Source organism: Enterococcus sp. AZ104, from assembly GCF_050546705.1.
GTDB classification, from domain to species: domain Bacteria; phylum Bacillota; class Bacilli; order Lactobacillales; family Enterococcaceae; genus Enterococcus; species Enterococcus faecalis.
Genome location: NZ_CP172952.1, coordinates 1,990,004 through 2,013,521, shown reverse-complemented (window position 1 = coordinate 2,013,521; position 23,518 = coordinate 1,990,004). Strand labels below are relative to the sequence as shown.

The 23,518-nt window shown below is 34.6% G+C and carries 18 protein-coding genes, 1 pseudogene and 1 other annotated feature; of the genes and pseudogenes, 16 read left to right on the top strand and 3 right to left on the bottom strand.

Going from position 1 to position 23,518, the window contains the following annotated elements; translation table 11 throughout:
• Positions 1–99 precede the first annotated feature (99 nt).
• The 4 genes from IGJ37_RS09575 (at position 100) to IGJ37_RS09560 (ending at position 7,128) form a co-directional block, all read left to right on the top strand.
• Complete coding sequence (locus IGJ37_RS09575; RefSeq protein WP_411859935.1) at positions 100–1,125, top strand: phage tail tip lysozyme; 1,026 nt, start codon at positions 100–102, stop codon at positions 1,123–1,125.
• Positions 1,125–1,661 carry an EF0163 family protein gene (locus tag IGJ37_RS09570; protein WP_252670577.1) on the top strand — a complete coding sequence of 179 codons (537 nt, stop codon included), beginning with the start codon at positions 1,125–1,127 and terminating at the stop codon, positions 1,659–1,661. The genes IGJ37_RS09575 and IGJ37_RS09570 overlap by 1 nt, the downstream gene beginning before the upstream one ends.
• Before the next feature lie 306 nt (positions 1,662–1,967).
• Entirely contained in the window at positions 1,968–5,753 is a 3,786-nt protein-coding gene (locus IGJ37_RS09565) for a bacterial Ig-like domain-containing protein (RefSeq protein WP_430598909.1), read from the top strand.
• A 706-nt stretch (positions 5,754–6,459) separates the two neighbouring features.
• A complete protein-coding gene (locus tag IGJ37_RS09560; RefSeq protein ID WP_325814899.1) occupies positions 6,460–7,128 on the top strand; it encodes a transposase in 669 nt (222 codons plus the stop codon).
• Positions 7,129–8,072: 944 nt separating this feature from the next.
• On the opposite strand, the pseudogene IGJ37_RS09555 reads toward IGJ37_RS09560, so the two are convergent.
• A pseudogene (locus IGJ37_RS09555) lies at positions 8,073–8,272 on the bottom strand (transposase); the annotation flags it as partial.
• A 126-nt stretch (positions 8,273–8,398) separates the two neighbouring features.
• Between IGJ37_RS09555 and IGJ37_RS09550 the strand changes: the two are divergent.
• Positions 8,399–8,803 carry a hypothetical protein gene (locus IGJ37_RS09550; protein ID WP_085443925.1) on the top strand — a complete coding sequence of 135 codons (405 nt, stop codon included), beginning with the start codon at positions 8,399–8,401 and terminating at the stop codon, positions 8,801–8,803.
• Positions 8,804–8,832: 29 nt separating this feature from the next.
• Entirely contained in the window at positions 8,833–8,985 is a 153-nt protein-coding gene (locus IGJ37_RS09545) for a hypothetical protein (protein ID WP_179141144.1), read from the top strand.
• 437 nt (positions 8,986–9,422) lie between these two features.
• Here the strand turns inward: IGJ37_RS09545 and IGJ37_RS09540 are convergent, their stop codons facing one another.
• Positions 9,423–9,749: an AzlD domain-containing protein gene (locus tag IGJ37_RS09540; protein WP_002359670.1), complete on the bottom strand. Its 327-nt coding sequence runs from the start codon at positions 9,747–9,749 to the stop codon at positions 9,423–9,425.
• A complete protein-coding gene (locus IGJ37_RS09535) occupies positions 9,736–10,443 on the bottom strand; it encodes an AzlC family ABC transporter permease (protein ID WP_002359671.1) in 708 nt (235 codons plus the stop codon). Before IGJ37_RS09535 ends, IGJ37_RS09540 begins: the two co-directional genes overlap by 14 nt.
• A 213-nt stretch (positions 10,444–10,656) precedes the next feature.
• Here IGJ37_RS09535 and IGJ37_RS09530 point away from each other — a divergent pair, with 213 nt between their 5' ends.
• From IGJ37_RS09530 to IGJ37_RS09485, 10 genes are all read left to right on the top strand, one after another.
• On the top strand, positions 10,657–11,208 hold the full coding sequence (locus tag IGJ37_RS09530) for a helix-turn-helix domain-containing protein (RefSeq protein ID WP_002362234.1): 552 nt from the start codon (positions 10,657–10,659) through the stop codon (positions 11,206–11,208).
• A 112-nt stretch (positions 11,209–11,320) separates the two neighbouring features.
• A complete protein-coding gene (locus IGJ37_RS09525; protein ID WP_252671571.1) occupies positions 11,321–12,652 on the top strand; it encodes a hypothetical protein in 1,332 nt (443 codons plus the stop codon).
• A 175-nt stretch (positions 12,653–12,827) separates the two neighbouring features.
• Positions 12,828–16,913, top strand: coding sequence for a bacterial Ig-like domain-containing protein (locus IGJ37_RS09520; protein WP_325814898.1), 4,086 nt, complete (start codon positions 12,828–12,830; stop codon positions 16,911–16,913).
• 198 nt (positions 16,914–17,111) lie between these two features.
• The gene (locus IGJ37_RS09515; protein WP_002356634.1) at positions 17,112–17,813 is read left to right on the top strand and encodes a bacterial Ig-like domain-containing protein; all 702 of its coding nucleotides are present in this window, start codon (positions 17,112–17,114) and stop codon (positions 17,811–17,813) included.
• A complete protein-coding gene (locus IGJ37_RS09510; protein WP_252671573.1) occupies positions 17,814–19,250 on the top strand; it encodes a helix-turn-helix domain-containing protein in 1,437 nt (478 codons plus the stop codon).
• Positions 19,251–19,493: 243 nt separating this feature from the next.
• On the top strand, positions 19,494–20,681 hold the full coding sequence (locus tag IGJ37_RS09505) for an FtsW/RodA/SpoVE family cell cycle protein (protein ID WP_002367107.1): 1,188 nt from the start codon (positions 19,494–19,496) through the stop codon (positions 20,679–20,681).
• A gap of 24 nt (positions 20,682–20,705) precedes the next feature.
• Positions 20,706–21,065, top strand: a complete 360-nt coding sequence (locus IGJ37_RS09500; protein ID WP_002359675.1) for an arsenate reductase family protein — start codon at positions 20,706–20,708, stop codon at positions 21,063–21,065.
• A 5-nt stretch (positions 21,066–21,070) separates the two neighbouring features.
• Positions 21,071–21,385, top strand: coding sequence for a glycine cleavage system protein H (locus IGJ37_RS09495; RefSeq protein WP_011109554.1), 315 nt, complete (start codon positions 21,071–21,073; stop codon positions 21,383–21,385).
• 53 nt (positions 21,386–21,438) lie between these two features.
• Positions 21,439–21,686, top strand: a binding site (T-box leader).
• Between the two features lie 113 nt (positions 21,687–21,799).
• The gene (locus IGJ37_RS09490; protein WP_002356639.1) at positions 21,800–22,837 is read left to right on the top strand and encodes a methionine ABC transporter ATP-binding protein; all 1,038 of its coding nucleotides are present in this window, start codon (positions 21,800–21,802) and stop codon (positions 22,835–22,837) included.
• The gene (locus IGJ37_RS09485; RefSeq protein ID WP_002356640.1) at positions 22,830–23,516 is read left to right on the top strand and encodes a methionine ABC transporter permease; all 687 of its coding nucleotides are present in this window, start codon (positions 22,830–22,832) and stop codon (positions 23,514–23,516) included. The genes IGJ37_RS09490 and IGJ37_RS09485 overlap by 8 nt, the downstream gene beginning before the upstream one ends.
• Positions 23,517–23,518: the final 2 nt, after the last annotated feature.

Sequence of the window (23,518 nt, the reverse complement as noted above, 5' to 3'; positions counted from 1 at the left end):
GCTGTAAACATGCAGTGTTTCTTTTTTTGAAAATATGGATAGAAAGAAAGCAGTGTCTAAATTAGGCATTGCTTTTTTTGTTTACGAGGAGGGGCATGTTTGAAGAAATATTTTATTAGTGTGGGTGTAATGCTAGCGTTGTTTTTTATACCAATTCTAATGATTCTTGGCTTTTTTACAGTAGATACAACTAATGATTATGGATTTGATCCTCAAAATGAACAGGAACGAGTTGCGCAGAAAGTAGCAAGCTATGTGACTTCTCGTGGCGGTACCTTGGAATTTGCGGCTGCTTGGATAGGTAATATGGAACATGAGAGCGGACTTATTCCTTCACGTATTCAAGGGGATAAATTGTATGATGAAGTACTCGCCATGAATCCGAGTGTTGGAGGCTATGCGATGGGTTTGGGACAATGGGATAGTGGGCGACGTGTGAACCTATTAAAGCTTGCGAAAACAACCGATAAAGACTGGAAAGCAGTAGAATTTCAAATGGACTTTGCTTGGAACCATGATGGAGCAGACAGTAATCTGTTGAAAAACATGTCAAAACATAAGGACGTTGAGAGTCTTTCAATTGATATTTTGAAATTGTGGGAACGTGCAGGAACAAAAGACGATCCTATAGAACAGATTAGACGTAAAACAAGCGCTATGAACTGGTATAAACGTTTAACGACTGGAAATGGTTCAGCAAATATTGGTGGCAGTAAGATTGATGTTCTTGAAGCTGTTTTAGGTCAAACAATAAACGGTGGTCAGTGTTATGGCTTGACGGCTTTATATGTTGAGAAAATGGGCGGTCCAGTTTTGATGGGTTCTGGGCATATGTATGCTAGCCAAATTGGCAGTGATTACGATTGGAAAAATTATCATTGGACAGTTATACAAAATCCAAAATATGAAGATTTAAAAGCTGGTGATGTAATTAATTTTGGTCAAGGCGGTGTAGCAATCAGTGAATTTGGTCATACAGGTATCGTGGCAAGTGTGGAAGGAAACGGAAAATACACAACCTATGAACAAAACGCAGAAAAAGGACAGACGGCGGAAAAATATTTACGTCAATGGCAGAAAGATTTTCCAATTACAACAAGTTTAGTTAGAAAGGACGTAAAATAATGAAAAAACTAATTTTTGGTGTAGGATTTATTTTGTTGATGTTGGGGGTATTTTTTTTACCAGTAGGAAAAGAGAAAGAACCTTCAAAACAAGTAAAAAGTGTTAATACAGAAGAAACTACTGACTTTGCGTTGTCAGAGAGTGATTCTAAGACTTTTTCAGAGGAACGAACAAGAGATACGGTTAGTGAAATAACTGAATCAAGCGTTAAAGAAATGCAAGTAAATCACAAGGAATTGTTGCAGTCGTTTGGGGAAGCTTATGCGAACTATAGTAGCATTAATGATCGCAACGAGAAATTAAAAAAATTAATGACTGCCGAATGTATCAAAAAGAATGGAATTGATGTAAAAACAGCGGTTCAATTATCTAGTGAGGGAAATGTGGAGAATTTTTACCAATCAGGAGATAATAAATATGCGGTGATTTTGACGTGTAAACAATCTGGTAGAACGATACGGGTGTTGTTGTTGGCAAGTGTGAAGGACGGAAAAATTTCAGAAATGACCTATAATACTATTAAACAAGAGTATTGAAATATTCGGTTTTTTAGAACAATGCTTGTGGGCGTTTTTTTTGCATTTTTATTTCTCCATTCTTTTGCTATTATATATAATACTTCCTAGAAAAAGAAAGTTTTTCTTACTCAAAATACAAAATTAAAAAAATTGATACCGCTAAGTTTATTGTGAATTAGATTAAAAGAACGTTTGTATTGGATAAAAAAAGTTGTTGAAATTTATTAATGTTTTCGATATACTTATATAACATATATATGTATATAGTTTTAAATTATTTCATGTAATTAAAACTGTGAATTATATTTGAAAGGAAGATTTTTAATGAAAAAAATAACAAATGTTATCTCAATAGGAGTGCTAGTATCTTCCATTATTCTACCAAGTTATGCTAGCGCTGTTACTGTAGATAGTCAACCACAATCTAGTATTTCTGATATAGATAACGATAATGTAATTAAAGATAGTAGTGATGTTTCTATTGAGGATACTAAAGATATTGATGGAAATTCCGATAAAGGAAATGATACAGCAGATAATCACGAAGAAATAGGAACAACAACTTCAAAGTCAATATTCAGCAAAGAAGAAACAGATAGTACGACGAATCAAATGGCGCCTGGGAAAGACAATTTAAACAGTAGTAGTGACGAAGAAAACAATTCTTCGAGTTCGATAGACACTCTTGATACAGTCGTTACACCAGAAGTATCTGTCAAGAATCTGAGTCCTTCCTCTGCTGATACCCCCCTAAAGCAAGGGGACTCTGTTGTTTATAAACTGACGTTAACAAATAGAGATACTAAAGGAAATGTAGTACCAGCAGGGACTAAGATAAAATTTACTATAACACCAGTAGCAGGAGTATCAGCAAGTAATTTTTTAACTTATTTAAGTTATTCAACTGAAAATATGAGGGATTTTACTGTAGAATCAACCACTAATGGAGCAATTTTGACGATTGAAAATGATTTTTATCCCGGTACACAAGAAGTAAATGTCAATTTTTTAGTTAAGAATCCAGGCTATAATTGGGATGGGCTAGATAATAAAACAGATCCAGCAGTAGCTTCTGGAAATATGGAAATTAGTTTGGTTGAAATAGATGAAACAACGACGATTATTAGTTCAGATCAAATTTATGTTAAACCTTCAAAATATTCTCCTCCAGTGAATCCTGGTACAGCAGGTTGGACAGCTTCTGGAACTGGGGGAGTACTTGGAGTAAACAACAGTAACTATCCTGATGATCAAGCTGCTGTTAGATCAGGTTCAGTCTATCTGCAAAATCCTTATAATCGTTCGGTCAATGGGTCCATGTTTTTTAGTTATCTTGGTAATTTTCAACCTGTTTTAAGTGCAAATCCTCATACAGGTGGTCTCTATTTTAAATCAGATCTTCCATTTGATACATCAGCGAATACTCTTTATTATAATGGTGTAAATATTTCAAATGCACCCGGAGTTGTCTGGAATGTTTCGGAGGATAAGTTAACTATAGAGGTAATTTTTTCTGATTATATGCAAGCCAATGGTATCGTTAATGGCAATTTTTTTGCTAGAGTGTATGTACCAGCCGCAGATATTAACTCAATAAATGTAGTTCAAACAGCTGTTCGCTCTTATGGGATCAATGGCATAGCAACACAGGGTGCTTGGAATTATACAACCATGTTTCAATCTGTCGCAAATGGGACATCCATTCCTTATTTTAGAGGAAATGACAAAACAATCTATACTACAGATAATTATGATCCACTTCAAGATATTTATGCTTACAGCGCACAAACAAATATTACCAATGCGATAAAAATTACAAATTATGATGGTTATCCCACAGATGGTAAGCAACCAACCGCAGGGATTTATACTATTCATTACAGTGTTACCAATACTTCAGGAGAAACTAGCGAATTTACTAGAAAAATAACTGTATTAGAAAACAAACAGTCCATCAGCGGCTCAGACTTTAGCATGTATGTAGGAGATAAAACACCAACTGTATCAGACTTTAAAGCTACTGCAACAGATAAAGACGGCAAAGAGCTTGAAGTGACAGCAGACTTCTCAAAAGTAGACTTCTCAAAAGCGGGAACCTATGAAGTTACACTACAAACAACAGATGGTCAAACCAAAACAGTTAAATTAGTAATCAAAGAAAACAAACAGTCTATCAGCGGTTCAGACTTTAGCATGTATGTAGGAGATAAAACACCAACTGTATCAGACTTTAAAGCTACTGCAACAGATAAAGACGGCAAAGAGCTTGAAGTGACAGCAGACTTCTCAAAAGTAGACTTCTCAAAAGCGGGAACCTATGAAGTTACACTACAAACAACAGATGGTCAAACCAAAACAGTTAAATTAGTAATCAAAGAAAACAAACAGTCTATCAATGGCTCAGACTTTAGCATGTATGTAGGAGATAAAACACCAACTGTATCAGACTTCAAAGCTACTGCAACAGATAAAGACGGCAAAGAGCTTGAAGTGACAGCAGACTTCTCAAAAGTAGACTTCTCAAAAGCGGGAACCTATGAAGTTACACTACAAACAACAGATGGTCAAACCAAAACAGTTAAATTAGTAATCAAAGAAAACAAACAATCCATCAGTGGCTCAGACTTTAGCATGTATGTAGGAGATAAAACACCAACTGTATCAGACTTCAAAGCTACTGCAACAGATAAAGACGGCAAAGAGCTTGAAGTGACAGCAGACTTCTCAAAAGTAGACTTCTCAAAAGCAGGAACCTATGAAGTTACATTACAAACAACAGATGGTCAAACCAAAACAGTTAAATTAGTAATCAAAGAAAACAAACAGTCTATCAATGGCTCAGACTTTAGCATGTATGTAGGAGATAAAACACCAACTGTATCAGACTTTAAAGCTACTGCAACAGATAAAGATGGCAAAGAGCTTGAAGTAACAGCAGACTTCTCAAAAGTAGACTTCTCAAAAGCAGGAACCTATGAAGTTACATTACAAACAACAGATGGTCAAACCAAAACAGTTAAATTAGTAATCAAAGAAAACAAACAGTCTATCAATGGCTCAGACTTTAGCATGTATGTAGGAGATAAAACACCAACTGTATCAGACTTTAAAGCTACTGCAACAGATAAAGATGGCAAAGAGCTTGAAGTAACAGCAGACTTCTCAAAAGTAGACTTCTCAAAAGCAGGAACCTATGAAGTTACATTACAAACAACAGATGGTCAAACCAAAACAGTTAAATTAGTAATCAAAGAAAACAAACAATCCATCAGTGGCTCAGACTTTAGCATGTATGTAGGAGATAAAACACCAACTGTATCAGACTTCAAAGCTACTGCAACAGATAAAGACGGCAAAGAGCTTGAAGTGACAGCAGACTTCTCAAAAGTAGACTTCTCAAAAGCAGGAACCTATGAAGTTACATTACAAACAACAGATGGTCAAACCAAAACAGTTAAATTAGTAATCAAAGAAAACAAACAGTCTATCAATGGCTCAGACTTTAGCATGTATGTAGGAGATAAAACACCAACTGTATCAGACTTCAAAGCTACTGCAACAGATAAAGATGGCAAAGAGCTTGAAGTAACAGCAGACTTCTCAAAAGTAGATTTCTCAAAAGCAGGAACCTATGAAGTTACATTACAAACAACAGATGGTCAAACCAAAACAGTTAAATTAGTAATCAAAGAAAACAAACAGTCTATCAATGGCTCAGACTTTAGCATGTATGTAGGAGATAAAACACCAACTGTATCAGACTTCAAAGCTACTGCAACAGATAAAGATGGCAAAGAGCTTGAAGTAACAGCAGACTTCTCAAAAGTAGACTTCTCAAAAGCAGGAACCTATGAAGTTACATTACAAACAACAGATGGTCAAACCAAAACAGTTAAATTAGTAATTAAAGAGAAAAACAAAGTTATTAACCAAAACATTGATAAAAATAATCATTCGTCTCGTCAAAGTAAACAAACAAATAATTTTAAAGCAAATTTACCAAGTACGGGAGAACAAAAATCAAATCTATTTTATGTTATAGGAACAATATTAATATTTTTAGCTCTTGCTATATTTGGTAGATTAAAAAAATATAGAAGACACAATTGATTAAATGGCTATATGTTTATACAAATAGATAAAAAACAATAGACAGTTATTTTATAGTGATAAGTTAGAAAGAACCAACGAGGTTATATCTTGTTGGTTCTTTTATTTAGCTATATTAGTATGCTTGAAATTATAAGAGGCTAACAGAGTTAGACAGCAAAATTTTTTGAAATGATGAGTTTTCTTAATACAAAAACAAACTACGTACGCGTGAGTAGTACATTTCGATATAGAGTCGCTTTTTAATTGTATTAAAGTTTTTGCAAATAATCCTAGCAAAAAAAGACACCCATCGTGAAGACTTTAAAGAAATAATGAATTTAATTAAGTTAAAGAAGTAACGCTTGAATTTTTGAATTTAATTGCTTTAATAGACATAAGGAACGATAATTTAAGTCTATTACTTAATAATTTAATTATCGAGCTGTATAAGTGCCAAGCTGAAGAAAAGAACGTCAATATATTTGTAAAACGCAGCAACAGATAATTGATAATTAAGCTAGCAAAACAAAAGTTAGACATACAGGTAGTTAACAAAAATATAGTGAGAACGATTCACTCCTTTAGTTAGTCTTTAAACTATTTCTCTTGAAGGTGAATCAGATAAAAAAGTTGAAGGACAAATAGGGATAAACAGACGAACTTTTAAATAGTACGGTCAGAGTTACGGAATTACTGCAGAAAAAAGAGAGAAGGAAAAAATAATATGAACAACGTGGAAAAACAAAAAGCATTGAGAATTAAGAAGAATCTTGATTTTCTTTGGGAATGCACAAGAGAAATGAACGCATACTTTCAAATTATACAAAACATTATTAAAAACAAATCTTTAAATACTGATTTAATATCTATTTCACCTACATTTTATCACTATACGTATAATGCACTGATTTTGGCAACTTTTTCAGAAGTGTCGAGAATATACGATAGAAAAAGCAATACAAACTTTTTTAAGTTTATAGAAAATTGTAAAGAAAACAGAGAATTATTGCTAAAAATGAATGAAGAGAACTTGAAAGAAGTGGGCGGTTCCTTTGATTTTGACATTACAGTGACTTCAGAATATATAGATGAAAATTTGGACTGTATAGATCAAAGGTTATGGGAATTCGAAATAACATTTAAACACTTAAAAAAACAAAGAGATAGAATATATGCTCATAATGAATCTAAGAGTTTTGAAACTATAAAAACAATAATAGAAAAAAATTCAAATATTTTAAGTGATATGAAAGCGCTGATTACATTTACTACGGAAACGCTAGAATGGTTATATACTGTAATAGCACAAAAACATTGTAGTAGATTACCAATAAATATTGATGATTTAGATAATACATTAATTGTATTAAAGTCTATATTTACAAGTAGATAGAAATTTTATATCAATAAAAAATAATTGCTTGATAACGTATTAGAATAGCTAGTTAATTATTATATTTTTTAAAAATATAATTAAACTATTTTTGTTACTTATAACTAAAAGATGATGAAAGAGATATACTTACTAAATTTTCTAGTTCTTATAAAAAAAGGGTAAAAATTATGAAATTAGAAAAAAGCTGAAGTAACAGTAAAGAAATAAAGGCAGAAAATCTATTATTGGCACAAAATAAAGAACGATTAACTTTTGTGCCAATACAAAAGTTAACTCAATGAAGAAATAGGAAGGATAGTTCCAGCTTGGAGAGTATAGATATACTATTGAATTGTCAGATGAATAAGGGTATCAATAGAGATTTTCCGAAGTGTTTCAAATTTATAAAACTAAAGCAGAAACATTCTCAGTACAATAGTTTTGTTTTTTACATGCTTGTATTGTTTTATTGAATAATCAATTTTGAAGGTTTGATTAGTAGTTTATTATTAAATTAACAAGTATAATATTGATAAATAATTTTATTTTGATGCTTTGAAAGAAGGATATTACTATTTATTTTAAAAGGAAAGATAGAAATAAAAAAAAGTATATAAACTCTTCTTTAAGAAAAGAATATAATTTATGGGGAATGCAAATAGACAAAAAAAATTGTAATGAATTTCCTTTTTATATTGAATGTAGTTGTGGGGAATTAGCGCAATTAGTGCCATATAGAAACAAAGAGTATGTATGCTTAAATTGTGGAAGTTACTTTAAACGAGTGGTAGGTGGTTATATCAAAATAAAGAATTTGTCACATTTCTGAATGAGCAATTTAATTTATTTTAAAAGAAGTGAAAAGAGGCTATAATGATACAGTAATATTTTAAAATTTTTATTTCAAGTGTAACGGGGATTGTCAAGTAAAGTGTGTAAGTAGGAAATAAACTTTTTCCGATTTACAAATAGACACTATACTTTTCAATTCTTTTTGAATAGGCATTATTCGTCATCAGCTGGCTCATTTACGCTCAAGTTTAGACACTCGAAGATACAAAAGCTTTAACAGGGAATTTTCATTAGGGAAAGTCCCTTTTTTAGTGACTTTCCGAAAGCTGGAATGGATAATCTCAATCACATTTGTTGTATACATGATTTTCTTAATTGATGAGCTAAAGTCAAAAAGCTGTTCAACTGTGGGGGATCCTAAATAAGTCGAACCTATTGTTACTACAGAGGTAAATGCAATAAAAAAATTTTCAGAACGGATGAGTTAGCTGGTTATATGGATAAATCACTTTCAGTACAAACATTTGCTGATAATGTTAATCTTTATGTAGTTTATTTGAAACAAGATGATCAAGAGGACTTATGGGTTGGAGGTCCTTTAGTTGTTCATAGAAGATGTATAGATCCCATGTTCAGCATATACAATCAATTATCTTATTCTAATACAATGATATCTCAAACTAGAGAACCAAAGGGAGAATCAGAATTTATTTACTCAAAGTCTTGCTGGATAAATATAACAGGAAAAGAGAATGGTAAAAAAGATCATCATGTGAAAGAACAAGCTTTAAGGGCTATTGAAATATTAGATAAGGCTTTTGAAAAAGCTGAAGGCTGTCCAGATATATATATAATTTCTCCTTTTACAACGGTAGTTAATGGGTTTATAAATCTTTTTTAAAGGAATCTAAATACAAAGAAGAGGAAATCATGCAAGAATGGATTAATAAAAATTGTGGGACGGTTCATAAATTTCAAGGAAAAGAAGCAGAAGAAGTTATTTTTCTATTAGGATGCGACTCGAATGCAAAAGGCGCTGTGAGATGGGTTAATTACAATATTGTTAACGTTGCAACTACATGAGCAAAATATCGATTGTACACAATAGGTGATCGACAATTATGGAGAGTGAATCCCTTCGTTTCAGTTATGCAAGAATACTTGAAAAATTTTGAAGAGAGTTCAAACGATTTTAGTTAAGAAAGAACAGTTGTTTCAATATCAACTTTTAATATTAACTCAGGTTATGTTATAATTTGGTTCAAGGTTTATCAGGAAATTTTAAATAACATGATCTGGGACTTAATTTGTTATTTTTATGTGGCTAAAATTTGACTAAAATACTTTGAATTATGTGGAAATGCTAGACTATTTGTAAAAATAATGTTGATATAAAAGCATTTGTGCAGAAAATATATTTTATAATTTACTCGTAACGCGTAGGTCACAGGTTCGATCCCTGCAGCTGGCATCTAAAAAAACAGACAGGCACTACCATCTGGTAGTGCCTGTCTGTTTTTTTAGATAAAATATTGGATTAGTGCAAATGAAGCAATGCCTACCAGTACAATAAGCAATAAGTTTTTAGTAAGTATTGCGGCTAAAATGGTAGGAAATGAAGCGAATAAATAAGGAAGATTGAGGCTTGGTAAATGTCCTATTCTTTGTTCAAATAAGCTACTAAACCATAAGGCGGACATAATCACAATGGGAACAAAACTTAGATATTCTAATAATTTCTGTGGCAGACTGATTTTTTTTAAAAGTAAAAATGGCAGTATTCTTGAAAGCCAGGTTGCAACGGTACAGCCTAAAATTGTTAAAAAGAGATACTCAGAAGAAGGCATTTTTTATCATCACTCCTATTCCACAACCGATTAACGTGACAACTAAGACAATTAAATTACTGGGAATAAAAATTAGACCAATAGACATCAACCCAAAAGTAATCAGGACCATGATGAGTTGTAAAGCGATTTTCATGGAACGATCACTAATTATCTGCAGATAGAGTAAACCAATGAACATAGCCACGACCGCAAACTCAAGACCTAATGCTTGAGGGTTTGCAATAAAGCGTCCTAGATAGGCACCGATGATCGTCGAAAAAACCCAAGTCGCATAGGAAATCAAATTGGCAGCATTAAACCACTCAAAACTTAAACGTCCTTTGGTGTGGTTTAATTTATTCATTCCTAGTGCAAAACTTTCATCCGTCAGTAAGGTTCCCAACCAGAGATTTTTACCGAGAGATTCGGCTTTAAAGTAAGGCGCAATGGTCATTCCCATAAGAATCATACGCGCATTTACTAAGAAAGTCGCTAACACAATAGATAAGATAGGGCTGCCGCCAGTCAACATACTAACTGTTACAAACTGAGCAGATCCTGCAAAAATAAAAAACGACATCGCACTAACAATAAGAGGGGAAAAACCTGCTGCTTGTCCTACGATACCAAAAGCAATGCCAATACCAATATAGCCAAAAACCGTTGGCAAGGCTTCACGTATGCCAGTGCGTGCATCTAATTGGTGGTTCATTCTCTTTTTTTCCTTCTTTCTGTATAAAATTTAAACACGTGTGTATGAAAATCTAGACCTTCGATAATGAGACACAACGAGCGAATGAGCGTTTTCATTATTAACCACTCCTTTTGAACAACTAAGATATATATTGTATAATACAATAAAGAATACTTTTGTTCAATATATTAAACTTTTGGATGATAAAAAGAAACAGAAGGAGCAACTATTTTGGAGATTAATACAATTATTGGCAATAATTTAAAAAAAATTAGACAAGAAAAAAAACTTACGTTAGATGAACTAGCTGGGATAACCGGAGTGAGTAAAGGGATGCTTTCGCAGATTGAAAAAGGAACCACCAATCCTACCATAAATACAATTTGGAAAATAAGTAATGGACTCAATGTTCCGTATACGTATTTATTAGAAGATGACTATGTTAAAGAAAATCCCGTGGTAAAAAAAACTGAGACGGTAACACAACATTCTGAAGATCACTCCTATCGAGTCTTTAATTACTACTCAGACAACCAGGAAAGAAACTTTGAACTCTTTCAGTTTGAATTAGATCCAGGGAAAAAGTATCAAGCTGTTGGGCATTCAAAACGTTCGACAGAATATGTCATGGTTATTCAAGGAGCATTAGCTCTTGAAGTGGGCGGTCAGAGATACCTTCTTCCAAAAGACGCCGCTATGTATTTTGATGCTAATCAAGTACACACGTATATAAATGACGGAACAGAGAAAGTCCAAGCAGTCGTCATTAACTATTATACGTAACAGTGGAAAATAGACATTAGGAAATTGCTACATCTGTTATTTTATGGACAAAAAAAGTAAACAATGCTACCCTAAAAATAATAGAAAATGAAAGATAAAAGAAGAGGTCAAAATGAATAAAAAAATTGAAAGTCTTGGTAATACAGCATTAAGTTTACTAAGTAATACGATTATTGTTGTGCCTTATTTACTTTACATTCAATTGAGTGATGGACACAACCTTCTAACAATTTTACCATTTGTCTTATTTTATACATTGCGTATGACAGGCATTTTTCTGGTTCGAGGAATTAATTTGTCTTTAACTAGTCTAGGTCTACTAAAGATTTCTCTATTGTTAGGCTTGGCAGGCTCCTTAATTGGGATCGCCGGCGCTTATTCTTTCCCGCTTTATAGTATTTCAGGAATGTTGTTAGGACTTAGTGGGGCATTGTTGCCACCAAGTAATCAATCAATTCGCTTTTTCTTAAAAGAAGAAGGTCAAAAAATAAGTCATAGCAATCTTTTAACGACAGTCTTATTGACCGCTGTTTTATTTGGCGCTTTATTTTTTAAAGCGACTGAGATTGGACTGGCGTTATTGGTGTACGCGCTCTATTTTCTGGTTGCTTTAGTAGCAATCAAGAGCTATCCTGTTTCATTAAACGAGCTAGAAGAAGAATCAGCAGAAGTTTCACGAAAAGAATTAATTCTGTTTGTTATCTTTTTTGTGTTATTACTTTTATTAAGAAGTGGTCGCTTATTAACGAATGCGGTGGAATTTGATTACGCGATTGTTGGCGCCTGCTGTTTCTTTGTGGTGGCTGTCCTTTTCGTTAGTCATTATGGCAAACGCGGTGCGTATAAAGTATCATTAGAAATGAATCTTGCGACCTTGATTAACGGGATTGTCGGGAACTATTTATTTTTATTTGGTTCCATTTATGTTGCAGGGGTTTACGGCAGAGCTCATATGGGCATCTATCTCTATTTACCTTATGTTTTAGGGATGATTTTTGCAATGATTGTAGCTAGTAAAACGAAACAATGGTCAAACAACATACCAATGATTGGTCTGGCGGGAAGTTTGGGAATATTACTTCTTACCTCGTGGACTATTTTAGGCCTGTTTCTCTTGAGTTTTTTCAAAAGCACATTGAATAGCTTTTTAGCTAGGCGATATTATCAAGAGACAGATTTGCCAAAAGATAGCCGCATCCTTATCAAATATACAACACAAACAAAAGGGAGTTTATTCCATCAATTTATTTTGATGGCGCTTATGTTAGTCACTGTAGTAGGCAAAGGTGGCACGACACAATTTTTATTAGAATTGACTGGCGGCAAAGGCATTTCAATGCAAACAAGTCAATTTTTAACTTTCATTAAAAATAGTAACTCGCTCTTAGTGTTATTGTTTATTGCAGTTTATTTCGTGGTCGTTTTTCGTCAAAAGAAACGATAATTTACAAATATTAATAAAAAAATACTTGGAAAAACAGTGATTGTAGCTGATTTTCCAAGTGTTTTTTTATGAAAAGATGTTTTTTTTTTTCGAAGATTCAAAAAAAATTAATCAATTGTTTCATTTTTAACAAGCTATTATTAGGTTATATGAATTTTATTGAAAGGGGATTAGTATGAAGAAAAAAACTTTTTCTTTTGTGATGTTGAGTATACTTCTCGCACAAAATTTCGGGTTTGCCGCAAATGCCTATGCTGTAACAACGACAGAAGCACAAACAGAGACCACTGATACAGCAAAAAAAGAGGCAGAGTTATCGAACTCAACACCATCTTTACCTTTAGCAACAACGACTACTTCAGAAATGAATCAACCAACTGCAACAACTGAATCGCAAACCACAGAGGCGAGCACAACAGCTTCCAGTGATGCTGCTACACCATCTGAACAACAAACAACGGAGGACAAGGACACCTCACTTAATGAAAAAGCCCTACCAGATGTTCAAGCGCCAATTACAGATGAACTACTTGACAGTATGAGTCTTGCGCCGATTGGTGGAACAGAATACAGCCAAACAGAGGTTCACCGCGAATTAAATACAACACCGGTAACCGCTACGTTCCAATTTGCTGTTGGAAACACAGGTTATGCACCTGGATCAGTTTATACAGTTCAATTACCAGAACATTTAGGTTATTCAACTGTTAGCGGAGATGTGACGGGCATTGGCGCAACTTGGGCAGTCGATGCGGCAACCAAAACATTAAGTATTACGTTTAATCAACGAGTTTCAGATACTTCCTTTAAAGTAGAATTAAAAAGTTATCTAACAACAGAGGCGGAACCATTAATCAAAATTGAAACTCCAGGAAAAAATAAAAAAACCTACTCGTTTGATTTATATGAACAAGTGGAACCAATTCAATATAACGAACGAACCAGAACGACGGGGTTAGATGGCGAAATTTTTTATAATTTAGACCGGACGTTAACTGGCAATCAAACATTAGAATTATTGACAACAGAGACGCCAGGCGCTGTCTTTGGAAAACAAGATAACTTGGAACCTCAAGTTTTCAGTTACGATGTCGATATTAATGGTCAAATTTTACCAGAAACGCAAACCTTGTTAACACCTGGCAAAGATTATACATTAAGCGATAATTCACTCGGGCGGATTGCTGTAACTGTTCCAAACATGAATCAACAAAAAGCCTATTCCTTATCGATTAATCGGACAATTTATTTAGAGAGTGCTTCGGACTATAACTACTTATATTCGCAGCAGTATCCAACAACAAAAATTGGGTCAATTTCTTTGAAAAGTACGACAGGAACTAAACAAACAACCGATTTTACTGCGAAGACGAGTCAAACAAGTAAAGTAATTGCTGATCGTGAAATGCGTAGTATGTCCTATATCAGTTTTCAAAGCAAAGGGAAATATTATGTAACAATTTATGACACGTTAACAGAAACAAAAGTGGGTCAACAAATCGTATTAGAAAGTACAAATGGTCAAGAAATTAAGAATCCTAAATTTACGGCGTATGGTCCTTTATATGAAAATGTAAAATTGGAAGACTATTTTGATATTAAAACTGAAGGTGGCAAGCTCATCTTAACGGCCACAAAAGATAGCTATTTAAGAATAAATATTTCTGATTTAACAATGGATTTTGACAAGAAGGACATTAATCTATCATTAAGTACACCTGTAATTGGTCCCAATAAAGCCATTCAATTAGTATCCGATCAATATATTGAACCAATTAGTGTTGTTAATCCTTTGAATGCTGAAACTGCTTGGGGTAATTATGATCAAAATGGTGCCTATTCATCAAGAACAACTGTCTCAGTTATGGGAAGCAAAGAGACACCGATTCAAAATTTAGAAATTAAAGTAAAGCATCCTAATTATCTTTCATTACGAGCTACAAAAGAAATTTATTTTTATTACAAGTTAGGAACGGATTATACAGTAACGCCAACGTCAGATGGTTCAGTTATTAAGTTCACTACGCCAATAACCAACGAAATCCAAATTCCAATTGGTTTTAATTATGTGCCCGATAGTTTGCCAAAAGATAAAAGTATCCCAGTCGATACGATACCGATAACAATGAGTGCTGAAGGTTTAACTCCAGTTGATACGACAGTAACTACTAATAGCAAGCGTGGTTCTGAACGAACACTTCAAAGTAGTAAAAATCAATTCCTTGTCAATGCACGAAATGATTCTTTTGACTCACTAAGCGTCCGTACAAAAATTCCAGCTGGCGCCGATGTTCTTTTTGACATTTATGATGTTTCAAACGATCAGGTAGATTCAATTTATCCACAATACTGGGATCGTGGCTATTATTTTGATAAACCAATGTCACCAGACAGTCCTGGATACCCAACGATTACTTTTGACGAAAATACCAATAGTTACACGTTTGATTTTGGAAAAACCAACAAACGTTACATTATTGAGTATAAAAACGCCAATGGCTGGATCGACGTGCCAACTCTTTATATAACAGGGACAGCTAAAGAACCACAATCGAATAATAATGAAGGGTCTGCTTCGGTTTCTGTTCAAAATGAAGCGTTAGACATTTTGAGTGCAACACAAGCGGCGAATCCAATATTAAAAAATGTAACAAAAACGACAGTAACAACAAAAAATATTGATAATAAAACACATCGTGTGAAAAATCCAACGATTGAATTAACACCAAAAGGCACAACCAATGCTCAAATCGATTTGAATTCTATTACCGTGAAAGGCGTGCCAGAAGATGCTTATTCATTAGAGAAGACTACAAACGGTGCGAAAATTATTTTTAAAGACTATACATTGACAGAAAACATTACGATTGAATACAATACTGTCTCTGCAAACGCTGGCCAAATCTATACAGAAACAACAATCGACTCTGAAACATTGAACCAGATGTCTGCTAGCAAGAAAAAAGTCACCACTGCGCCAATCACATTGAAATTCTCAGAAGGTGATGCGGAAGGCATTGTTTATTTAGCAACTGCCACATTCTACACGCATAACGTAGAGGATGAAAACCAAGCAATTGCGAAGGTTTCTTTTGAACTAATTGATAATGTCACGCATACAGCAACCGAATTTACAACAGATGAAAAAGGTCAATACTCCTTTGATGCCATCATGACAGGTGATTATACTTTGCGAGTAACGAATGTACCGCAGGAATATTCCGTGGATGAAGAGTATTTGACAGGAAAAGCCATTAAGCTGGTCAAAGGAGACAATCAACTAAAAATTCCATTAACTAAAACAATTGATCACAGTCGCTTACAAGTCAAAGATACAACGATTTATGTCGGCGATTCATGGAAACCTGAAGATAATTTCGTTTCAGCAACAGATAAAACAGGTCAAGACGTTCCTTTTGAAAAAATTGATGTTCAGGGAACAGTGAATGTTGATAAAATAGGCGATTATGAAATTGTCTATAAAAATGGCACAAAAGAAGCGAAAGCAATCGTTCATGTCCGTGATGATAGTCGTTTACAAGTCAAGGATACAACGATTTATGTCGGCGATTCATGGAAACCAGAAGAGAACTTTGTTTCAGCAACAGATAAAACAGGTCAAGATGTCCCATTTGAAAAAATCACTGTTTCAGGTCAAGTTGATACTAGCAAAGCAGGCGTTTATCCAATCGTATACAGTTACGAAGGTAAAGAAGAAACAGCCCATGTGACCGTTAAACCCGACCAATCTAAGTTAGAGGTCAAAGATACAACGATTTATGTCGGCGATAAATGGAAACCAGAAGATAATTTCGTTTCAGCGACAGATCGTGACGGTCATGCTATATCCTTTGATAAGGTTCAAGTAAAAGGGGAAGTTGATACAAAGAAAACAGGAGAGTACCAGATTTCCTATACCACTGAGCCAGTTAATGAAACCAAACCAGCTGTGCAGTCACGACTTTTCTCAATGTTTTCAAACGAAACACCTCGTCAATTGACGACAGTAGCAACTGTTCATGTGATTGATCGTAATCCTACACCACTACCAGATAAAAATGAGAACAACCAGACTAGTTCCTCAACGAATCAAACCACGATAAAACGTAGTCAGTATGTCACACATATTGTGAAACCTGACAAGCAGGGCCGTTATCCAAAAACGGGAGAACAAACTAATGGTCTATATCGTGTGCTAGGACTTGTTGTGTTACTTATTGTGATTATTAGTGGTATAGTCATCAAGAAGAAACGAAAATAATTAAATGAGCGTGGGGCAAAAGTTTAAAGTAACTTTTGTTCCACGCTTAAAAGATGAATAAGTGCATGAATGAGGGTAGCTGTTTCCTTGGAAAATAGGAAGTTTTACAAGTGACTTTTATTTTAAGAACACCTATTAGCAGGTTTTTCTGTTAAGATAGTTATTTTTATGAAATAGTTTGGAGGAATAATAAACGAGATGAACCAGCGAACTATTTATTATGGTAGTATCGGCACAGCCTTATTTCTTTCTTCAGGAATGTTGATTGCTTCAGTGAATAGCTATGCAAACGAAGCGACAACACCAGGCAAATACACCGTGACTTATGAAGTGGATGGCAAAATTGAAACAGCAACCATTACGGTCAAAGAAAATCAAACGGAACTTAAATTAAAAGACACGTTTTTAGGAGTTAATCAAGCATGGTCACCCTTAGACAATGTCGTTTTTCTAAAAGATAAAGAGGGTCGCCCTTTAAATTTAGAAAATGTAATTATAGAAAATAATGTAAATACTCAAAAAGTAGGCCTTTATTTTGTAACCTTCCGTTACGAGTCATACCTTTCTATTGCAAAGGTGTATGTCAACCCTACTAATTTTGCTGCAGAGGGGAATATGCTTGCAGAGCTTCCTTATAGTCAAGCAATGATTGGCCCAGAAAGACCAATTATTGCCTCGAGACAGGACAAGGAGCAACAAACAAAACAGGAGAAAAAGAAAAATAAAATTGAACAGGAACGAGTAAATAAAAAGGTGCTGTTAAATGATGAGTTGTTGAAAAAAATAGATACGATAGCCCCAGTGGAAATTACTGGAGGAGCGGCAAGTGGGTCCTCTCAATTTGGCACCACTTTAAGCTTCCTGTCAGGCTCACTTTTGTATGGAACAAGGAGAGTTTAAATGGAATTCTTGTTATTAGATAATCGGGAAAATTTAAAATTAGCGATTATTAGAAAGTTAGAGCAACAATATTCATTTTCTGAACGAAAAGATCGTTTATGTAAGCAATTAGCTATTTCTCCTTATTTGCTAGAACGGAACATAACAGAAATCAATGCAGATTTGCAACGCTTTGGTCTGATTAATGAGATGGAAATCAGTGAAAAAAATAATGAAATTTTGTTATCTCAAAGCCTTCGTATTTCTTCAAGTATTATTGAAGAATATTATTTAAAAGACTCGTTAGAATTTAATCTATTAAAAACGATTTTCTTTCATCAGTTTACCTCAATCAAAAAATATGGTGAAAAGCACGGGATGAGTCGAACGGTTGTATACAAAATTGTTGACCATATCCGGAAAGAATTAGGTCAATACGGTATTAAGTTATCCAAAAATTTACAACTTAGCGGCAATGAAATGGCGATTAGACAATATTTTACTATGCTCTATTACCGAATTTACAAAGATTCTGAAGAATTATATAATCAAACAGATCTTCGCGCAGTGAACCAATTATTGGCTCAATTGAAAGGCTCTTATGAAAATATCACTAATTTTCATTTATTTAAACATTATGTATTGGTGGCGTTAGAACGAACGCAAAGAAAAGCTAATTATTTTTTATCCCAAGAAGAAAATCCATTCGCTTTTGATGAAGAAAGTTCGATTTATCAAGAAATTCAAAGTTGGATCAACGAAGTGATGAAGGCGACTCATGCAGAGAAAAACGCAGAAATTCAAGGAATTATCGGCAATTTATCGGTCTATCAAAGTGAACTCATTTCGGAACATTTGCTGAGTTCTCACAATGAGGCAATTACGGCTACGAAAACATTATTCTTTTCTTATATGCCGTTTACAATTTCGGACGAAGAATTTTATCAAGAAATTGTTCCGATTATTTATCAACATCGTTTTATTACGCCGTTCATCGATATCACCTTACGAATTATGGATTTAGAATTTTTTCAGGAACGCTACCCAATTGTTTTTAATAGCTGTCGTCAGTTTTTATTTGCGTTGGATTGCTCGGCGTTTGAGTTTAGTAAGCTTTCTTTATTTTTTGATTTGCTATTAGTGTTATCCCGTCTTTATGACCAAAGGAATGAAAAAAGCACGATCAATCTTTATGTGAATTTTACGCAAGGAGAAAAATATACTCAGTTTATCAAAGAACAAATCAAAATATTCGAATCTTTCAGCATTCACTTTCATTCAGCGATTCGACCAGATACTGATTTAGTAGTTTCGGATTATTTACCAAAAACGTTATTTTCAGTAAAATGTTTAATTTGGTTAGCGCCCCCGCGAGCCAGTGACTGGCAAAATTTTGGCAACGAAATTGTCCGAATTAATAAAGAGCTACAACAAACGAAACAAAGAAAAAGCGAATAAAAACAGTCGCAACGTGTTTTAGTTGCGACTGTTTTTTGTTACTGAATGATTATAGTAAACTTTCTCATTATCACTGATGTGAAAAATTTTAAATAAAAGCCAAATAGGATTGAAGAAAAAGAAAAAATTGCTAGTGAAGGACCAATTCTCTAAAGTTTTTCTCAAATATAGTAGAATTCCTTTCTTTTCTTCTGTGAGAAAGATATAATAAAAAACGTATGAACAAAGGAAAAGGGATGACGAATGAATAGAAAAGAGAAAACAAATTTAGATAGTCGAATTGATTACGGCGTGATATTACCAGTTTTTCTTTTATCACTAATTGGTATGCTATCGCTTTACGTAGCGCTTTACAATGATCCAAGCAAACCTAAAATTGGTAGCTTGTTAATGAAACAAGGACTGTGGTATTTAGTCGGAGGATTAAGTATTGTCATTATTATGCATTTTAGCTCAAAATTACTCTGGCGGTTAACGCCCGTTTTTTATGCACTTGGATTAGTATTAATGGGATTACTACTGAAATTCTATGACCCCGTGCTAGCAGAGCAAACAGGTTCTAAAAACTGGATTCGCTTTGGTGGCACCACATTCCAACCATCGGAATTGATGAAGATTGCGTTTATTTTGATGTTGGCCTATATAGTGACCATGCATAATGTTAAATATGTGGACCGAACACTCAAAAGCGACTTTTGGCTAATCGCTAAAATGCTATTAGTGGCGATTCCGGTAATTGTTTTAGTACTTTTACAAAAAGACTTTGGGACGATGTTAGTTTTCTTAGCCATTTTTGGGGGAGTTTTCTTAATGTCTGGCATTACTTGGAAAATTATTGTGCCCGCCTTTATCATAGCTGCTCTAGTCGGAGCTGGAACCATCTACTTGGTAACAACAGAAACAGGAAGAGACTTATTGTCTAAAATTGGCATTAAAGCTTATCAATTTGATCGGATTGATTTATGGCTAAATCCTTTCCATACAGATCCAGATCGCTCATTCCAACCAGCGCTAGCATTAACAGCAATTGGTTCTGGAGGCCTTTTTGGAAAAGGCTTTAACGTGAGTGATGTATATGTCCCTGTTCGTGAGTCAGATATGATTTTTACAGTTGTTGGTGAAAACTTTGGCTTTATTGGTGGCTGTTTCATTATTTTGTTGTATTTTATTTTAATCTACCGCATGATTCGCGTTTGTTTTGATACAAATAATGAATTCTATGCCTACATTGCCACAGGAATTATCATGATGATTTTGTTCCATGTTTTTGAAAACATTGGAGCGAATATTGGTTTACTACCATTAACTGGGATTCCATTACCGTTTATTAGTCAAGGTGGTTCTTCCATTTTAGGTAACATGATTGGGGTGGGCTTAATTATGTCCATGCGTTACCAACAAGAAACGGTTCGTACCAGAAGTGGTCGTTAAAGAAAGAAGAAAGAAGGGGTAGAAATGTACACACTTTATGAATATCCGAAATGCTCAACTTGTAAAAAAGCGAAAGCGTGGTTAGATCAACAAGGCGTTAAATACCAAGCAATTGATATTAAAGCAACACCGCCTAGTAGTGAACAACTAGCAAAATGGATGAAAGAAACCGGCTTGCCTGTTCGTCGTTTTTTTAATACAAGTGGGGTTTTATATAGAGAACAAGGCTTAAAAGATCTTGTTGACAGTTTTTCTATTGAAGAAGCAAGTCAGCGTTTAGCTGCGGATGGCATGTTGATTAAGCGTCCAATTCTCTTAAAAGACAATACATTTCTAACGAATGGTTTTAAAGAAGCAGATTACGAAGGAGTGCTTGGAAAATGAGTGAAATGAAACAAATCGATCAATTATGGATCTTACCAACAGAAGCAGGTTATAAAATTGGTTTAACTGCCGAAGCCCAAGAGGATTTAGGGAAGATTACTTTTGCGACATTTCCCAAAGTCGGACAAACATTAGCTAAAGGTGACTCTTTAATTGAATTAGAAGCAGAAAAAGCAGTCAGTGAATTCAGTAGTCCATTATCTGGTAAGGTAGTTGCGATTAATGAAGCGGCTGATCAAGAGCCAAGTGCATTAGATGAAGAAAATGCCTGGATTGCTGTTTTAGCAGATGTTGAACCAACAGAATTTGAAAATCTTTAGTCTTACGTTGACAAGGCCAATGTTTATTGCTATAATTTTCTCAATCTAATCAAAAGAAAGCTTTGAAAAGAAGAGTACATGTTAAGGACGTTTGAAGAGAGCCCTGTTTGCTGAGAATGGGTAACAGATTTAAGATGGAAGATGGTCTTTGAGCAGAGTAAGTGAGCGAAGCAGTGAACTTACTACGGGGCGCCCGTTACAGCCAACGGTATGCGAAGAATCAAGTACCGTATGAGGTTATTATTGAGAAATAATAGCGAATTAAGGTGGTATCACGAAATGACAAACTTTCGTCCTTTTTGCTGTAATAGCAAAAGGATGGAAGTTTTTTTGTTTTTATTAAGCAAATTCGTTTCATAAAAAGTGCGAAACCTTCAAAATAAGAAAGTAGAACAGAAAGAAGAGGAGAACAAAATGGCATTAATTGAATTACGTCATGTAAAAAAAGAGTTTTCCGGTAAAGCGGGTAAAGTCACGGCTTTAAAAGATATTGATTTAACGGTTGAATCAGGTGATATTTATGGCATTATTGGCTATTCAGGTGCAGGAAAAAGTACGTTGGTTCGCCTATTGAATGGACTTGAAACACCTACAGAAGGTGAAGTAGAAATTCAAGGACAAGATATTGCATTGTTGCCAAATAAAGAACTACGAAACTTCCGTAAAAAAATTGGGATGATCTTTCAACATTTTAATTTATTATGGTCACGGACGGTCCTAGAAAATATCATGCTCCCATTGGAAATTGCTGGCGTTCCAAAACAAAATCGGAAAAGCCGCGCAGAAGAGTTAATCAAGTTGGTTGGTTTAGAAGGACGGGAAACCGCCTACCCAAGTCAACTCTCTGGTGGGCAAAAGCAACGAGTGGGGATTGCCCGTGCCTTAGCTAACAATCCTGACATTTTGCTTTGTGATGAAGCAACGAGTGCTTTGGATCCGCAGACAACTGATGAGGTGCTAGAATTACTACTAAAAATCAACCAAGAATTAAATTTAACGGTTGTATTAATTACCCATGAAATGCACGTGATTCGTAAAATTTGTAATCGCGTAGCCGTGATGGAATATGGTGAAATTGTTGAAGAAGGTAAAGTAATCGATATTTTCAAAAAGCCTCAAACAGAAATTGCGAAACGCTTTATCCAACAAGAAGCGGATAAAAACATTGAAGAAACGGAACTGGTTGTTGAAGAAATGTTGGAACAATATCCGAATGGGAAAATTGTTCGCTTGCTTTTCCACGGTGAACAAGCGAAATTGCCAATTATCTCGCATATTGTCCAAGAATATCAAGTAGAAGTTAGTATTATTCAAGGGAACATTCAGCAAACAAAGCAGGGTGCAGTGGGTTCTCTTTATATTCAATTATTAGGCGAAGAGCAAAATATTCTAGCAGCCATTGAAGGATTACGTAAACTTCGTGTAGAAACAGAGGTGATTGGAAATGAATAATCGTGGCTTAGCAAGTTTCTTTGATTTTTCCCAAATTGATATAAGTAAACTACAAGAAAAAACGATTGAAACACTCTATATGACAGGGATTTCAATCATAGTGGTCGCCATTTTAGGGCTGATTTTAGGACTACTACTTTTTGAAACGTCAGGCAGAAAAGGGATTTTGAGCCGATTACTGTATTGGCTAGTGGCCATTTTTGTAAATATTTTCCGTTCGATTCCGTTTATTATCTTAATCGTTCTGTTAATTCCTTTTACAAAAATTATTTTAGGGAGTATGTCTGGTGTCAAAGGCTCCTTACCAGCATTGATTATTTCCGCAGCACCTTTTTATGCTCGCATGGTCGAAATCGCTTTTCGTGAAGTCGATAAAGGCGTGATTGAAGCAGCCAAAGCAATGGGGGCCAACCGTTTCCAAATTATTTGGAAAGTTCTATTACCAGAAAGTCTGCCAGCGCTTGTTTCTGGCTTAACCGTTACAACCATTTCTTTAGTGGGCTACACTGCAATGGCAGCTGCTATTGGAGCGGGTGGTTTAGGAAGTTTGGCGTATCAAGATGGCTTCCAACGTGGTCAAAATACAGTTACCTTAGTAGCAACGATTTGTATCTTAATTATTGTCTTTGCGATTCAATGGCTTGGGGATACAGTCGCTAAAAAAATAGATAAACGATAAAT

What these genes read in the sequence shown, in the direction of transcription:
- IGJ37_RS09570 (WP_252670577.1), top strand. Translation starts at nt 1,125, where the DNA reads ATGAAAAAACTAATTTTTGGTGTAGGATTTATTTTGTTGATGTTGGGG.
- IGJ37_RS09565 (WP_430598909.1), top strand. Translation starts at nt 1,968, where the DNA reads ATGAAAAAAATAACAAATGTTATCTCAATAGGAGTGCTAGTATCTTCC.
- IGJ37_RS09560 (WP_325814899.1), top strand. Translation starts at nt 6,460, where the DNA reads ATGAACAACGTGGAAAAACAAAAAGCATTGAGAATTAAGAAGAATCTT.
- IGJ37_RS09550 (WP_085443925.1), top strand. Translation starts at nt 8,399, where the DNA reads ATGGATAAATCACTTTCAGTACAAACATTTGCTGATAATGTTAATCTT.
- IGJ37_RS09545 (WP_179141144.1), top strand. Translation starts at nt 8,833, where the DNA reads ATGCAAGAATGGATTAATAAAAATTGTGGGACGGTTCATAAATTTCAA.
- IGJ37_RS09540 (WP_002359670.1), bottom strand. Translation starts at nt 9,749, where the DNA reads ATGCCTTCTTCTGAGTATCTCTTTTTAACAATTTTAGGCTGTACCGTT.
- IGJ37_RS09535 (WP_002359671.1), bottom strand. Translation starts at nt 10,443, where the DNA reads ATGAACCACCAATTAGATGCACGCACTGGCATACGTGAAGCCTTGCCA.
- IGJ37_RS09525 (WP_252671571.1), top strand. Translation starts at nt 11,321, where the DNA reads ATGAATAAAAAAATTGAAAGTCTTGGTAATACAGCATTAAGTTTACTA.
- IGJ37_RS09520 (WP_325814898.1), top strand. Translation starts at nt 12,828, where the DNA reads ATGAAGAAAAAAACTTTTTCTTTTGTGATGTTGAGTATACTTCTCGCA.
- IGJ37_RS09515 (WP_002356634.1), top strand. Translation starts at nt 17,112, where the DNA reads ATGAACCAGCGAACTATTTATTATGGTAGTATCGGCACAGCCTTATTT.
- IGJ37_RS09510 (WP_252671573.1), top strand. Translation starts at nt 17,814, where the DNA reads ATGGAATTCTTGTTATTAGATAATCGGGAAAATTTAAAATTAGCGATT.
- IGJ37_RS09505 (WP_002367107.1), top strand. Translation starts at nt 19,494, where the DNA reads ATGAATAGAAAAGAGAAAACAAATTTAGATAGTCGAATTGATTACGGC.
- IGJ37_RS09500 (WP_002359675.1), top strand. Translation starts at nt 20,706, where the DNA reads ATGTACACACTTTATGAATATCCGAAATGCTCAACTTGTAAAAAAGCG.
- IGJ37_RS09495 (WP_011109554.1), top strand. Translation starts at nt 21,071, where the DNA reads ATGAAACAAATCGATCAATTATGGATCTTACCAACAGAAGCAGGTTAT.
- IGJ37_RS09490 (WP_002356639.1), top strand. Translation starts at nt 21,800, where the DNA reads ATGGCATTAATTGAATTACGTCATGTAAAAAAAGAGTTTTCCGGTAAA.
- IGJ37_RS09485 (WP_002356640.1), top strand. Translation starts at nt 22,830, where the DNA reads ATGAATAATCGTGGCTTAGCAAGTTTCTTTGATTTTTCCCAAATTGAT.